General features: G+C 51.5%; 13 protein-coding genes. 7 read left to right on the forward strand and 6 right to left on the reverse strand.

Annotated features, from left to right (window positions below; translation table 11 throughout):
* Positions 1 to 113: 113 nt before the first annotated feature.
* From H6G45_RS04360 to pyrR, 4 genes are all read right to left on the reverse strand, one after another.
* Positions 114 to 584: a DUF29 domain-containing protein gene (locus H6G45_RS04360; protein WP_190596967.1), complete on the reverse strand. Its 471-nt coding sequence runs from the start codon at positions 582 to 584 to the stop codon at positions 114 to 116.
* 81 nt (positions 585 to 665) lie between these two features.
* Positions 666 to 3911: a carbamoyl-phosphate synthase large subunit gene (gene carB, locus H6G45_RS04365; RefSeq protein WP_190596968.1), complete on the reverse strand. Its 3246-nt coding sequence runs from the start codon at positions 3909 to 3911 to the stop codon at positions 666 to 668.
* Between the two features lie 118 nt (positions 3912 to 4029).
* Positions 4030 to 4458: a hypothetical protein gene (locus tag H6G45_RS04370; protein WP_190596970.1), complete on the reverse strand. Its 429-nt coding sequence runs from the start codon at positions 4456 to 4458 to the stop codon at positions 4030 to 4032.
* Positions 4459 to 4470: 12 nt separating this feature from the next.
* Positions 4471 to 5007 (reverse strand): bifunctional pyr operon transcriptional regulator/uracil phosphoribosyltransferase PyrR, encoded by a 537-nt coding sequence (pyrR, locus tag H6G45_RS04375; RefSeq protein ID WP_190596971.1) that lies wholly within the window; start codon positions 5005 to 5007, stop codon positions 4471 to 4473.
* Between the two features lie 324 nt (positions 5008 to 5331).
* On the opposite strand from pyrR, the gene folE reads away from it, so the two are divergent.
* Entirely contained in the window at positions 5332 to 6036 is a 705-nt protein-coding gene (gene folE / locus H6G45_RS04380) for a GTP cyclohydrolase I FolE (protein ID WP_190596973.1), read from the forward strand.
* Between the two features lie 212 nt (positions 6037 to 6248).
* Positions 6249 to 7499: a competence/damage-inducible protein A gene (locus tag H6G45_RS04385; protein ID WP_190596975.1), complete on the forward strand. Its 1251-nt coding sequence runs from the start codon at positions 6249 to 6251 to the stop codon at positions 7497 to 7499.
* 23 nt (positions 7500 to 7522) lie between these two features.
* On the opposite strand, the gene H6G45_RS04390 is transcribed toward H6G45_RS04385, so the two are convergent.
* A complete protein-coding gene (locus H6G45_RS04390; RefSeq protein ID WP_190596977.1) occupies positions 7523 to 7966 on the reverse strand; it encodes a YraN family protein in 444 nt (147 codons plus the stop codon).
* A 50-nt stretch (positions 7967 to 8016) separates the two neighbouring features.
* Positions 8017 to 9507 carry a hypothetical protein gene (locus tag H6G45_RS04395; protein ID WP_242018040.1) on the reverse strand — a complete coding sequence of 497 codons (1491 nt, stop codon included), beginning with the start codon at positions 9505 to 9507 and terminating at the stop codon, positions 8017 to 8019.
* Positions 9508 to 9748: 241 nt separating this feature from the next.
* On the opposite strand from H6G45_RS04395, the gene H6G45_RS04400 reads away from it, so the two are divergent.
* The 5 genes from H6G45_RS04400 (at position 9749) to H6G45_RS04420 (ending at position 13969) form a co-directional block, all read left to right on the forward strand.
* Positions 9749 to 11356, forward strand: a complete 1608-nt coding sequence (locus tag H6G45_RS04400) for a SpoIID/LytB domain-containing protein (RefSeq protein WP_190596979.1) — start codon at positions 9749 to 9751, stop codon at positions 11354 to 11356.
* Positions 11357 to 11395: 39 nt separating this feature from the next.
* The gene (locus tag H6G45_RS04405) at positions 11396 to 11740 is read left to right on the forward strand and encodes a rhodanese-like domain-containing protein (RefSeq protein WP_190596980.1); all 345 of its coding nucleotides are present in this window, start codon (positions 11396 to 11398) and stop codon (positions 11738 to 11740) included.
* A 236-nt stretch (positions 11741 to 11976) separates the two neighbouring features.
* Positions 11977 to 12432 (forward strand): RNA-binding protein, encoded by a 456-nt coding sequence (locus H6G45_RS04410; RefSeq protein WP_190596982.1) that lies wholly within the window; start codon positions 11977 to 11979, stop codon positions 12430 to 12432.
* A gap of 222 nt (positions 12433 to 12654) precedes the next feature.
* Entirely contained in the window at positions 12655 to 13362 is a 708-nt protein-coding gene (gene rpiA / locus H6G45_RS04415) for a ribose-5-phosphate isomerase RpiA (protein ID WP_190596984.1), read from the forward strand.
* 55 nt (positions 13363 to 13417) lie between these two features.
* The gene (locus tag H6G45_RS04420; RefSeq protein WP_190596986.1) at positions 13418 to 13969 is read left to right on the forward strand and encodes a PD40 domain-containing protein; all 552 of its coding nucleotides are present in this window, start codon (positions 13418 to 13420) and stop codon (positions 13967 to 13969) included.
* Positions 13970 to 14021: the final 52 nt, after the last annotated feature.

The raw sequence follows: 14021 nt of genomic DNA on the forward strand, positions 1-14021 counted from the left end.
GCTACCAAATTTTTAGACATTAATCTTCATTCATTCAATCTGGGAAAAATTTCCGCACCTAGCGACTCGTAACCCAAAGAAAAAACACCATAAGGCATTTAGATGTGGTTTATTCAGTCGGTAGTTGCAGCGTCGGGGTAAAAATCTGGATCCAATAATTCCGTCACTGAAAACGGGCAATTTTCAGGAAAAATCTGGGCTGCTAACCCTGTTTTGTCGATGGCTCGTCTTCTTGCTTTGAGATACATCAAATCAATGCGGGTGAGAAAAAAATTGTAAAGAGTTTTTGACTCTAACAGGTTCTCCAATTCATCTCTGAAGTTCCCGATTTCACCACGCCAGCCCCGACCGGAATTTTCCCGTTCTGTTGTCCAATAGCGATAGAGGAGTAGATGAATTAGCAACTGTCGCAGATAGCTATCAACTTTATGGCGTAGCTGAATGCCCAAACCTTCGATTTCCTCTACTAAATTATCCCAGTCTATTTGCTCAACTTGGCGTAATTTAAGCTGCTCCAAGGTCGTTTCTAACCAAAGGAGATAATCTTCTTCATAGAGGCTTTTGGCTACGGCGGTTAAAGACATTGCTCTACCTTTTTACTGTATTCAGAAATAAGTTAAATAAACTGGTTCGTTGATTGAGCCCATCCTATTTAACTTAACAAATTAGCCCAAATAATCCTGCAATGCCTTCACATCAAGGGGGTGGTCCTGCAGACTGCGGAGGGCGGCCACGGTGGCTTTTCCGCCGGCGATCGTGGTGATAATGGGTAATTTGTAATCCAAGGCAGCCCGGCGAATGGTGCGGCCATCTAACTGGGATTCCTCGCCGCTGGGGGTGTTGATAATAAATTGGATTTGGCCATTTTTAATCCAGTCGATGACATGGGGGCGACCTTCATGGAGTTTGAGCACCACTTCTACCCCTTCAATGCCATGCTGTTGCAAAACTTTTTGGGTACCGGCTGTGGCCACCACTTTAAAGCCTAGATCCATTAAGTCTTTAACCACGGGCACAGCCGCCTCTTTGGTGCGATCACTCATGGACACAAATACCGTTCCGGTGGTAGCTAAAATTACCCCCGCTCCCAGCTCGGCCTTAGCAAAGGCTTTGCCAAAGTCGCTGTCAATGCCCATCACTTCCCCGGTGGAACGCATTTCTGGCCCCAACAAAGTGTCTGCTCCAGGAAATTTACTGAAGGGGAGCACCGCTTCCTTAACGGCTACGTGCTGGGGAATAAATTCCTCCGTTACCCCCAGTTCTTCTAGGGTTTTGCCGGACATGACCAGCGAGGCAATTTTAGCCAGGGGACGGCCGGTGGCTTTACTTACATAGGGCACAGTGCGGGATGCCCGGGGATTAGCTTCCAGGATATAAACCTGTTCCCCTTGCACAGCGTATTGAATGTTCATCAAACCCACCACTTTTAAAGCTCTTGCCAATTGTTCGGTCCACTGGCGAATGGTGGCTAGTACCCCCTCGGAAAGGCTGGTGTAGGGAATGGAACAGGCGGAGTCCCCGGAGTGGATACCAGCTTCTTCAATGTGCTCCATGATGCTGCCAATGACCACTTTGCCGGTTTTGTCGGTGAGGGAGTCCACGTCCACTTCGATGGCATTTTCTAAAAATTTGTCAATCAAAATGGGATGATCCGGCTCAATTTGCACCGCATAGGTCATGTACCGTTCCAATTCTTCGTCGGAATAGACGATTTCCATGGCTCGTCCCCCTAGCACATAGGAAGGCCGCACTACGACGGGATAACTAATGCGGTTGGCCACTACTCTGGATTCTTCGTAATCCCGGGCAATGCCGTTGGGTGGTTGGTTGATATTCAACTCGTGGAGAATTTTTTCAAAACGCTCCCGGTCTTCGGCCGTATCGATGGAGTCGGGAGAAGTGCCCCAGATTTTGGTCTGCACTGGGCAATCGGGGCTATGGAGATATTGCTGCAGGGGCACCGCCAGTTTGAGAGGGGTTTGGCCGCCAAATTGGATAATGATACCCGCCGGATTTTCCGCTTCGATGATATTTAAAACATCTTCCTTGGTGAGCGGTTCAAAATAGAGGCGATCGCTCGTGTCGTAGTCGGTGGAAACGGTTTCAGGGTTGGAGTTGACCATGATGGTTTCGTAGCCCGCATCACTAAGGGAAAAGGCGGCGTGGCAACAGCAGTAGTCAAATTCAATCCCTTGGCCAATGCGGTTGGGGCCACCACCGAGGATCATTACTTTGGGCTTGTCGGAGGGCAGCACTTCGCATTCCTCCGGTTCGTAGGTGGAATAGTAGTAGGGAGTAAAAGCTTCAAATTCCGCCGCACAGGTGTCTACCACTTTATATACGGGGGTGATGCCCAGGGATTTACGGTAGGCCCGCACTTCGTCTTCGGTGGTTTTGGTGGCAAAGGCTATCTGACGATCGCCAAAGCCCTGTTGTTTGATGTAGCGCAGATCGGCAGCGGTGAGGTCTTTTAAACCCCGTTGTTTCATATATTTTTCCGTTTTGACCAAGTCCTCCAATTTGTCCAGGAACCAGAGGTCGATCGCCGTTAGCTCATGGATTTCCTCCACGGTCATACCCAGGTTCAAGGCATGGTGCAAAGAAAAGACCCGATCTGGGTTGGGAGTCCGCAACTGGGAACGGAGATGGGAAAGGGTGGGCAAAGTCTCATGGCGATCGCAACCAAAGCCAAATCGTCCTGTTTCCAGGGAACGTAAAGCCTTTTGGAAAGATTCTTGGAAAGTACGGCCGATCGCCATCGCTTCCCCAACGGATTTCATTTGGGTGGTGAGAATCGGTTCGGAGCCGGGGAATTTTTCAAAGGCAAAGCGGGGAATTTTGGTAACAACGTAATCAATGGTGGGCTCAAAGGAAGCCGGGGTCTTCTTAGTAATGTCGTTGGAAATTTCGTTGAGGGTGTAGCCCACCGCCAACTTAGCCGCAAATTTGGCAATGGGAAACCCAGTAGCCTTGGAAGCCAGGGCTGAAGAGCGGGACACCCGGGGATTCATTTCAATCACAATCACGTCCCCATTGGCTGGGTTAACGGAAAACTGAATATTCGATCCCCCCGTTTCCACGCCAATTTCCCGAATGATGGCAATGGAATAGTCCCGCAGTCGTTGATACTCCTTATCAGTTAAAGTCTGGGCTGGAGCCACGGTGATCGAGTCCCCCGTGTGGACCCCCATGGGATCAAAGTTTTCAATGGAACAGATGATGACCACGTTATCGGCCAAATCCCGCATCACCTCCAGCTCGTATTCCTTCCAACCCAGCAGGGATTTTTCCACCAAAATTTGGGACATGGGGGATTGGTCCAGGCCAAACTGGGCCATTTCTTCATACTCTTCCTGGTTGTAGGCAATGCCCCCTCCGGTGCCCCCTAGGGTGAAAGCGGGGCGAATAATTAAGGGGTAGGAACCAATTTCTGCGGCGATGCGCCGGGCATCATCCATGTTGTTGACAATGCCAGAAGGACAGACCGGCACCCCAATGCGGGCCATGGCCTGTTTGAATAAATCCCGGTCCTCCGCCATTTCGATCGCCGGCAACTTAGCACCGATTAATTCCACCCCATATTTTTCCAACACCCCGGATTTGGATAGGGAGACGGCCAAATTCAACGCCGTTTGTCCCCCCATGGTCGGTAACACCGCATCCGGTCTTTCCTTGGCAATAATTTTTTCCACAATCTCCGGGATCAGCGGCTCAATGTAGGTGCGGTGGGCTAATTCCGGGTCAGTCATAATCGACGCCGGGTTGGAGTTGACTAACACCACCTCGTAGCCTTCTTCCTTTAACGCCTTACACGCTTGGGTGCCCGAATAGTCAAATTCGCAAGCTTGACCAATAACAATGGGGCCAGCCCCCAAAATCATAATTTTGTTTAAGTCGTTGCGGCGTGGCATAGGTAAAACTGTCCGAGACGTGATGGGGATTTCGATCCCAATCATTGTATAGGCTTTATCGGCGATCGGAACCCGCTCCCATATCCGGATTTATTGACCAAAAATCCCGGCCTTGACCCTATTTAAGCGACCCCACCATCCAACCAATGCCGCAGGCGATCGCCACCAGGCAAGAAGTCTTAAAAGCATTAACAGTGGCCGGTTGTACCTGGGCATCTTCCCTTTCTTCCGCAGTTTTAGCCCGACTAAAGCGGCGTTTTTGCAGCCCAAAGTAAACCAACTGGGAAATAATGGACAGGGTTAAAGGGATAAAAACCAAGCGACTGGCTAAAACCAACCCCATTCCCGTAGTCAGGGTGAAAAGACCGCCCAACAAGAGGAAATAACTCAGTAACCGGTCCTGTTTCTCCATGGCGATCGCCTCCAGGGCTTGATCTAGGGATAAAGATTCCCTGGCCGCCTGTAGGGTCAAAAAACCACCAAAAATCCAAAACGCACCGAAAAGCCGCAAACAGGAACGCAGCCCAATCACCAAAAAAGCTTCCATCACTGCTCACACTTAACCCTTGATCAATTCCACTGTGTCGCGGCCGTCGGGGTCCTGTAGATACACTTTCACCTGTTCCTCCGCCGCCGTGGGCAGGGTTTTACCAACAAAATCGGGATGGATGGGCAACTCCCGATGGCCCCGGTCCACCAAGGTCAACAAACGAATCACCTGGGGACGACCATACTCCGTCACCGCATTGAGGGCCGCCCGGATGGTGCGACCTTTATAAATCACGTCATCCACCAACACCACCCTTTTGCCCGTTAAACTGAGGGGAATTTTTGTTTTGGCGGGAGTACGGGTTTTAATCCGTTTTAAATCGTCCCGGTAAAGGGTAACATCGATCGCCCCGACGGGGACCTTAACCTGCTCCAACATTTCAATTTGCTGAGCTAACTGATGGGCGAGGGGAACGCCCCTGGTGTAGATACCCAGTAACACTAACTCCGACAGGTCACCATTTTTCTCAATTACTTGGGAAGCCAAACGGGTCAGGGTACGCCGGATTTCCTCCGGGGAAAGAATCTCAATGATCTGTGTCGCCATGGACCATCACCTACACCAATGTAAAAAAGTCATCCTGTCATTGACACTGTAACAGGGCAAAGTCATCAATGTTGACCCCCCGGGCGGTGGGGGCATGGTATGATTTGGGAGACTCATTGTTACATTTCTTAATGAAATCCTAATCTTTTTGCTACTGCCCCCAGGGATCCGCCTCCAGAGACGTGCCTAGTCCGGCTCTGATTACGACCCATCGACGGTGCGGAGGTCTTTTACGGATACAATTTTAGAGACTGCATCATTCGATACAATCAAGGCGCTTGGGGCATTAGGGCTAACAAATACACCCATAACCTCCAATTTATTGTGACCATTGCTTCTTCCCATCCCATCAATAACGGCATGAACACCGGCAAATTAGTGAATCAAGTTTCCTCCCTACCTGACCGTAATACCCACAATGGGCAAGAGGTGAAATACCACACCGAAAATGTTGAGTTGAATAAAGAAAAAATGATGGATGCCGTGCGCATCATGCTGGAGTCGGTGGGAGAAGATCCGGAACGGGAAGGCTTGCTAAAAACCCCCAAGCGGGTGGCGGAAGCAATGCAGTTTTTGACCCAAGGCTATGACCAATCCTTAGAAAAATTGGTTAATGGCGCTATTTTTGACGAAGGCCATAATGAAATGGTTTTGGTGCGGGACATTGACTTTTTCAGTTTGTGTGAACACCACATGTTGCCCTTTATGGGTAAGGCTCACCTGGCCTATATTCCCAATCAAAAAGTAGTGGGTCTCAGCAAGTTAGCTCGCATTGTGGAAATGTTTTCCCGTCGTTTGCAGGTGCAGGAGCGCCTCACCAGGCAGATCGCCGAGGCGGTACAGGAAATTCTCGATCCCCGGGGGGTAGCGGTGGTGATGGAAGCAACCCACATGTGTATGGTGATGCGTGGTGTTCAAAAACCAGGTTCCTGGACAGTTACCAGTGCCATGATCGGTTCTTTCCAAGATGAGCAAAAAACCCGGGAAGAGTTTTTAAATTTGATTCGTCATCAACCCAATTTCTATTAATTTTTCCAGGGAGGAAGCCCCACTAAATTTGGTCAGATATTGCCGGATTTTTAGTGGGGGGAGTGGGACATAAATTTAAGGCTGCTAAAGCATTCCCTCGCTGAATAAAAACACTCAAATTTACTCCAATTAATCCAATCTGGCCTATCCCCTAGGCAGTTTTTGGACATGGCAGGGCGGCATTGACGTTAACTTGTTGACAGGCTTATTCCATGGCGGCTGAAATTATCTGCGTTGGCACCGAATTATTGCTAGGGGAAATCCTCAATAGCAACAGTCAATACCTGGCCCAGGAATTGGCCCGCCTTGGCATTCCCCACTATTTCCAAACGGTGGTAGGGGATAACCCAGAGCGTATCAAACAGGCGATCGCCATTGCTCAGAAACGAGCTCAAATTCTCATTTTTACTGGAGGCCTGGGGCCGACCCCGGACGATCTAACGACGGAAACTATCGCAGATTTTTTCCAGACGACCTTGCAGGAAAGCGCTGCCGTCATCGCCGACATTGAGGCAAAATTTGCCCAGACGGGGCGACCCATGGCAGCCAATAATCGCAAGCAGGCTTTACTGCCAGTGGGGGCAGAGGTATTGGCCAACGAAACGGGAACGGCCCCTGGCATGATTTGGCATCCCCAACCGGACTTGTTAATTTTGACTTTCCCTGGAGTCCCCTCGGAAATGCACCAGATGTGGCAGGAGGTAGCGGTGCCCTACCTCAGAAGTCAGGGCTGGGGACAAACTAGTATTTACAGCCGAGTACTGCGCTTTCGGGGCATTGGGGAATCGTCCCTGGCGGAGAAAGTAACGGATTTTTTCAATTTGACCAATCCCACCGTGGCTCCCTACGCAGGTAAAGGGGAGGTGCGTTTGAGGGTTTCCTGTGCTGCGTCCTCCGAGGCCCTGGCCCGGGAAATTATCGATCCGGTGGTGGATCAAATTAAGGCGATCGCCGGTTTAGATTATTTCGGTGAGGATGAAGATACTATCGCGTCGGTGGTGGGAACCCTATTGCGGCAACGGGGAGAAACGGTGGCAGTGGCGGAGTCCTGTACTGGTGGTGGCTTAGGTGCTCTGTTGACCGACCAACCAGGCAGTTCCGACTACTTTTGGGGCGGAGTAATTGCCTACGATAACCAGGTGAAAATTAAACTGCTCGGGGTGGATCCGGAAATTATTGAATATTGTGGAGCCGTCAGTGAGGCTACAGCGGAGGCCATGGCCCTGGGGGTGAAGGAAAGGTTGGGTACTGATTGGGGCATTGGGGTTACTGGCATTGCTGGGCCCGGTGGTGGTACAGAGCAAAAACCCGTCGGCACCGTGTACGTTGGCCTAGCGGATCCCGCCGGTCACACTAGTCATATTTTGTTGCAATTTGGCGATCGCCGGGGTCGGGAATGGATCAGATACTTGAGCGCTTGCCAGGCTTTGGATTATCTAAGAAGGCGTTTGCAGAGTAGCTGAGTCTGAATTTTCTCCGCCTCTTGCTAAGATCCAAAAGCATTGGTTAAATATTGCTCTAACCGGAGACGATAACCCTGCCAGTAAAAGCTTTGACCCAGTTTTAAATTGGCAGGTAAACGTAGGTCCCTATCCCCCACGTCCCCTGATCTGCCCTGGCAAAAAACGATCGCCACGTCAAAGCGACAGTTAAAATCACTCCACTGGGGCTGAGTGGCAAGGAAATGGTTGGCCGTTTGCCAGAGTTTTTCCTGTTTGCGGCCATTAACCGCCAGTAAGCCGCCCTGGTCCCAATTGCCGCTGCTACGGGTTTTTACCTCCACAAAGGCCAGCATCATTGTTACCGGAAAATGGGCAATCAGATCAATTTCCCCCCACGGCGATCGCCAGCGTTGCTGCAAAATTTTTGCCTCCTGTTGTTCCAGCCAAGCCGCCACCAAACTTTCCCCTGCTTGTCCTAAGTCCACCATCACTGCCTAGCTAATTGTGATTGTTCTCTCCGGTGGCTTGTTTATTACGCCTACTTCTTGGACTGGATGGGGCCAGGCATACCATTGTTGGAGCTAGGAACTTGGCTCTGGGTTTCCGCCTCTGTTGCCCCCGCATCACCATTGGGTTGGGGCGGCACGATAGATGGAGCCTGATTTTGTTGTAGTAACATCTCTCCCTTCGTTTTTGGCAAAGAGGGTTGGCTGGAACTGGGGGCTGGGCTAACCGTAGGGACAGGTGCCGGGGCGGGAACAGAACGGGTAGGCGGTGGAGCCACGTTAACCGGAGGGGCACTGGGGGCCGGGGTGGCCGGTTGTCGCCGGGGGGCTGGGGCATCGGGAATAGGGGAAGGTCGCACTGCCGGTGTCGGAGTTGCTTGGGGCTGACTAACCGGTGGCGTTGTTGGTCGGGGGCGCACTGGTTCCGGAGAGGGCGCCATGCCAGGGGCTGGGCTAACCGTGGGGGCCGGAGTTACCTGGGAAGGCGGTGGGACAGCCGGCATCGATGGATTGGTTGTTTCTCCACCGGCGGGAATGAATTGGTCCATGCCCCCACAAATCTCGGCGTCATACTTAAAGGAAACCGTCACCTGGGTAGGTTCACCATAACTACGGTTGGCGATCGCCTGTTCAGCTAGCTGATTGAAAACGGGGTAGCGGGAGCGCCCCACCAGATCCTTCTGCCCACTGGGAAAAACGTTATAGACCACTGTTGCTTCTGTACGACTGCGACAGGCAATGGGGGGATAGGCGCCGCTAATGGTGTCCTTCGCTTTTAAAGCTTGGCCCTGCTGGGCAATGGAAACCAAGGTATTTTCCCGCAGTCTTTCCGGGGAAGTGTCTTCTCCCTCCGCCGTCAAACCCGGTTGCTGGGCAGGATTAATGCCCTGGGGAGCCCTGGTGATAAAGCCGGTGCCCTGGGAGGGGGGCAGCGTGCCAAAATCAGGTCGGTTGGGGCCGGGGCCTAGGGGATTCATTCCCTGGTCTGGATTGGGGGCAAATAGGCCGGGGGGTCGGGGAATTTGCCTAGGGGAAGGTAACTGGGGTAGGGACGGAATGGGGGGATTGGTAATGGGCAAACGACTCAAATTGCCATAGCTGGTTAAAGGCGGCAAATTGGGGTAAGCCGGTAAATTGGGCATGGCCGGCGGCGGCGGCATAATGCCCGGGCCCGGAGGCAGAGAATAGTTATAGTCACCACTGGTGGGAGTGGGCAAATTGGGGTCGGCGGGAATGGTGCCGGGGTCACTGCCACCGGGAGCAGTGGGAAACAAGGCACTGCCGGAAAAAATATCTGTTTCTGGTAAACGACTTTGTTCCGCCGGAGTTAATTCGATCACCCCCACAGGATTGCGGTCTGCCAGGTCGTCCCCAGTGGGTTCTTGCCATTGCCAATGGGGTAAAGCCAAGCCCAAAATAAAGCCATGGATGCCGAGGGAACTCAAAATAGCCACATTGACCGGAGTGAATACCTGGCCCAATGAGGGAGCATTGCTTAACCTGAGGGGTAAATCCATTGCCATAGGTCGATCGCCATTCAGAAAAACTTTGACGGTCCCAGTCTCCAGCAGGGCAAAGTGAAGAAAAATGCCGGTACGGGAGGCTGTTTACACAGTTCCCCCAAAATAACACAAACCCTTTGGCGATCGGTGTTAGCCCTGGGCCACTGTCCCCCTGACCCCCAGATAACGGAGCAAAAATGATAGGTTAGGATGCTAGATTGCCTTTGATCCCCTAGCCAATATCGATCGCCGTTGATTGTTTATGTTTATTTCCCCCCCCCGTAACTTACTGAAGGTTGCTGTCCAAAGTGTGGGTGGCTTCGTCATCGCCCTGGGTTTAGTAGCTGGAGGAGCTTTACCCAGCCTCGCCAAGGATGTTCTGCTCCAGGTGGGGGTAGTCCAACGCTTTGGGGACGAAGACCGAGACCAACTCACCATCAGCGGGGTGGGCAACGATGACTTAACCTTTACCGCAGTTAATAACCAAGGAGAAAAGGTCACCCTCCAGAGCAAACAGGGCACCATTGCCATTAGCCGCCGGGCCGTGGCGAGGAAATTGGCGGAAGTATTGGTGCTGGGGGACCATGCCACCTTTGAAACGGCAGAGGACGATGCCCTCCGCTGGCAAGCTCAAGGTATTGCAGTGGAAGTTACCCAACCAGGGCGTTGGCAAGTGTGGGCCAAACGGGACGTATATGACAGTCCCCTGGTGCGCCGTTGGTTGCTGGCAGATTTAAAAAAGCAGGGTTATCAATTGCCCTACCTGGAAAGTGTACTATTGGACAGTAAGCCCCAGGCCATGGTGGTGATCAATGGTCAAAGTTACCCCGCCGACCAACTGACCATCACCGCCGCCAAAAATCAAATTCAAGTTACGGAAGGGGAGAAAAAATTTGTCTATGGCGGTTGGTTGCAACTCCAGCCCAACTCCTACGGCAATTACACATTGGTTAACCATGTGCCCCTGGAAACCTATCTCCGGGGTGTGGTGCCCCATGAAATTGGCCCCGGTGCCCCCCCCACTGCGGCCAAAGCCCAAACCATCATTGCCCGCACCTATGCCCTCCAAAACCGGCGTCGTTTTGCCGCCGATGGTTACGAGTTGTGTGCCACCACCCACTGCCAGGTTTACTACGGTTTAAGTGGCACTAGCCCCAGGGCCGATGAGGCGATTAGGGAGACGGCGGGGCAGGTTTTAACCTATAACAATCAATTGGTGGATGCCCTTTATTCCTCTACGGCGGGGGGGGTGACGGCCAAGTTTAGCGATGTCTGGAATGGGGAAGAGCGGCCCTATCTCCAGGCAGTCATCGACTCGGCCCAGCCCATTTGGAATTTGTCCAACCAAAGCCTGGCCGATGAAGCGACTTTCCGTAAATTTATCAACCTCAAGGAAGGATTTAACGAAACGGGGCGGAAGTTTCTGCGCTGGCGCTACCCATCTACGTTGGCGGAATTGAATCAGGATCTGAAAAAGTATCTGACCAACCGGCGCCATCCCCTGGCGGATTTCACCACCATTTACGATATGAAGGTCACTAGGCGATCGCCATCGGGGAGAATTTTAATGCTGGAGGTGCTGACCGATAAAGGCGTGGTGGAATTGGCTAAAAACGAAGCCCGCAGTGCCTTTGGTCCTCCCCGCAGTACCCTGTTCTACCTGGAACCCACCTACGATGCTAACCAGCGACTCCAAAGCGTCTTTTTCGTTGGGGGAGGCTTTGGCCATGGGGTCGGCATGAGTCAATTTGGCTCCTATAAGCTATCCCAGTTGGGATGGTCGGCGGAACAAATCTTAGCTTTTTATTATCCTGGCACTCAAATCAGACAGCTCAATGAGCAAATTCTAGGGCAAACTCCCCGCCCTTGATGCCAACTTTTTTTCACCTACATTCTCACCCCACTGCGTATGACTTCCATGCCCATCGAAATTTCTGTTCAGGACTTAGCCCTGATGTTGGCTCACCCCAACGGCGATCGCCAATTGATTGATGTGCGGGAACCCCATGAGGTGGAAATTGCGGCCCTGCCAGGCTTTGAAACCCTGCCCTTGAGCGAGTTTGCCCACTGGTCTGATACTATTCAAGAACGATACAAATCTGACCAGGAAACTGTTGTGCTTTGCCACCATGGCATCCGTTCAGACCAAATGGCCCACTGGTTAGTGGATCAAGGTTTTAGTAAAGTTAAAAACGTAGTGGGGGGAATTGATGCCTATTCCCGTGTGATTGATGCCACCATTCCCCGTTATTAACTCCCATTGGCATCACTGCAGAGGGCCGAACTGTTTGGTTTTGAGGACAATAGCCGATATTATTAAGAAAAGTAACCGGGACGGACGGGACTGTCCCCATGGCCTGGTGTCTAGTATTATCGTCAACTTGGTTAACTGTTAGCCCGCTAGTCAATAGTCAACTTTTTTAATATCCAACAGGGCCCTTTGCCCAAGCAATTTCTCCTACAGAAAATATCCCCGGAGGTATTTACATCATGTCCATTCGTCTTTACGTCGGTAACCTACCCAAAGAATCCATTGAGCGGGAAGCACTACAGGAAGTATTTGCAGAAGCCAATGCTGTTGTTTCCACCAAAGTTATCAAAGACCGTAAAACGGGTAAATGCCGGGGATTTGCTTTTGTAACGGTTTCCACTGACGAAGCGGCGGATGAATTCATCGAGAAATATAATGGCCAATCCTTTATGGACAGCCCTTTAAAAATCGAAAAGGCTAACCCCCGCTCCAAGGATGACGAAGAAGGAGGCAGTGAAACTCCGGCGGCCAGTGGAGAAAAAACCAAGCAACCCCGCACCGATAAAAAACGGAGTAATAAAAAAGCGGCAGGGGCCAGTGCCAATACTAGCACTGCTTCTGAAGGTTTCCAGCCCGACCCCCGCTGGGCAGACCAGTTGGCCCAACTGAAGGAAAAATTGACAGCGGCCCAGTAGGCCCACGGTTCTTTCCTGACCAGAACCATTTTGAGGGTTTTGGCACCGTACAAATTTCGGCGATCGCCGGACAGTTTTCCCTTGGCTAGGGCTAATCAAAAAAACCATAGAGTTTCAATAAAACCTAGGTAATTGGGGAAATAGGATTTTGCCCCACGTTTAGGTTAATGACCCAATTTAATTAAAAAATTTAAAAGACAAAATAACGGAGGTTAAATTTTTATGGCTGAGCTAGATGCGGCCAACTTGATGAAACAAGCAGTGGGGAAAGCCGCCGCTGACCGGGTTAAGTCCAACACCATTGTCGGTTTGGGCACCGGTTCCACCACCGCCTATGCCCTAGAATTCATTGGCGATCGCCTCAAAAAAGGAGAATTGGAAAATGTAGTGGGCATTCCCACCTCCTTTCAGGCGGAAGTATTGGCCCGTAAATATGGCATTCCCCTGACGACGTTGGATGTGGCTGACCGCATTGACATTGCCATCGACGGAGCGGATGAAGTTGACCCCCAGAAAAATTTAATTAAAGGAGGAGGGGCCGCCCACACGAGGGAAAAAATTGTCGATGCCCTGGCGGAAACTTTTCTAGTCGTGGTGGACAGTGGCAAGTTGGTTGACAAATTGGGTTCCACCTTTTTACTGCCGGTGGAAGTGATTCCCATGGCCCTGACCCCCGTAATGCGGGCTTTGGCTAAATTGGGTGGTAAGCCCGAACTACGCATGGGGATTAAAAAAGCTGGCCCCGTTGTCACCGACCAAGGCAACCTCGTCATTGACGTTAAATTTGATGCCATTGCCGACCCAGCGGAGTTGGAAAAAACCATTAACAATCTCCCCGGTGTGTTGGAAAACGGGCTGTTTGTGGGGGTAGCGGACGTAATTTTGGTAGGGGAAATTATTGACGGTCAACCCACGGTGCGGGAATTTTAGTTCCCTCTCAACTGCATCGTATTAACTAGGGTCAAGGTGGGAAAATAGAAGGGATATGGATACCCCGCCTCCCCGACTTTACCTCCAAACAATCGCTAACTTGCTCAAGCAGTCTTTGACTTGGGCGGGCTTGGCGTTTTTATTGGGGGGCTGTGGCTATCCCCGTTATCTGAGCCTTTCCTTTGACCGCAGTGGCCGGGGTGTCAACAGTGCCTCCGAAGAGATTTTTCCCCAGGTAACCTATCCCTTTTTGGTCTTTACCTCCGACCGCAACGGCACCCAGGGCATTTATCTGTACAATCTCCAAAATAACCGCCTGGAAACCCTACCCCGCCTCAACGCCCTCGACCAGGTGGCTAGTCATCCCAGCATTACCGAAGACGGACGTTACATTGTCTTTGCCCTCAGTCGCCAGGGCAAAACTGATATTGTGCTCTACGATCGCCAAACGGAGCAGAAGCGTAATTTAACTGCGGATTTGGCCGCCGACACGAGGAATCCCGTCATCAATGCCAACGGCGATCGCATTGCCTTTGAAGTGGCCCAGGACGGCCAGTGGGACATTATGGTGATGGATACCCAGGGCCAAATTATCGCCACCCCTTAAAAAAGTTGCAGGTTTTCCAGACCAGGGGGATTAAAATATGGAGAAAACAGTA

The organism is Synechocystis sp. FACHB-383, assembly GCF_014698605.1.
In the GTDB taxonomy this organism is placed as follows: Bacteria; Cyanobacteriota; Cyanobacteriia; order Cyanobacteriales; family Microcystaceae; genus Synechocystis; species Synechocystis salina.

What these genes read in the sequence shown, in the direction of transcription:
- H6G45_RS04360 (WP_190596967.1), bottom strand. Translation starts at nt 584, where the DNA reads ATGTCTTTAACCGCCGTAGCCAAAAGCCTCTATGAAGAAGATTATCTC.
- carB (WP_190596968.1), bottom strand. Translation starts at nt 3,911, where the DNA reads ATGCCACGCCGCAACGACTTAAACAAAATTATGATTTTGGGGGCTGGC.
- H6G45_RS04370 (WP_190596970.1), bottom strand. Translation starts at nt 4,458, where the DNA reads ATGGAAGCTTTTTTGGTGATTGGGCTGCGTTCCTGTTTGCGGCTTTTC.
- pyrR (WP_190596971.1), bottom strand. Translation starts at nt 5,007, where the DNA reads ATGGCGACACAGATCATTGAGATTCTTTCCCCGGAGGAAATCCGGCGT.
- H6G45_RS04385 (WP_190596975.1), top strand. Translation starts at nt 6,249, where the DNA reads ATGGCGGCTGAAATTATCTGCGTTGGCACCGAATTATTGCTAGGGGAA.
- H6G45_RS04390 (WP_190596977.1), bottom strand. Translation starts at nt 7,966, where the DNA reads ATGGTGGACTTAGGACAAGCAGGGGAAAGTTTGGTGGCGGCTTGGCTG.
- H6G45_RS04395 (WP_242018040.1), bottom strand. Translation starts at nt 9,507, where the DNA reads ATGGCAATGGATTTACCCCTCAGGTTAAGCAATGCTCCCTCATTGGGC.
- H6G45_RS04400 (WP_190596979.1), top strand. Translation starts at nt 9,749, where the DNA reads ATGTTTATTTCCCCCCCCCGTAACTTACTGAAGGTTGCTGTCCAAAGT.
- H6G45_RS04405 (WP_190596980.1), top strand. Translation starts at nt 11,396, where the DNA reads ATGACTTCCATGCCCATCGAAATTTCTGTTCAGGACTTAGCCCTGATG.
- H6G45_RS04410 (WP_190596982.1), top strand. Translation starts at nt 11,977, where the DNA reads ATGTCCATTCGTCTTTACGTCGGTAACCTACCCAAAGAATCCATTGAG.
- rpiA (WP_190596984.1), top strand. Translation starts at nt 12,655, where the DNA reads ATGGCTGAGCTAGATGCGGCCAACTTGATGAAACAAGCAGTGGGGAAA.
- H6G45_RS04420 (WP_190596986.1), top strand. Translation starts at nt 13,418, where the DNA reads ATGGATACCCCGCCTCCCCGACTTTACCTCCAAACAATCGCTAACTTG.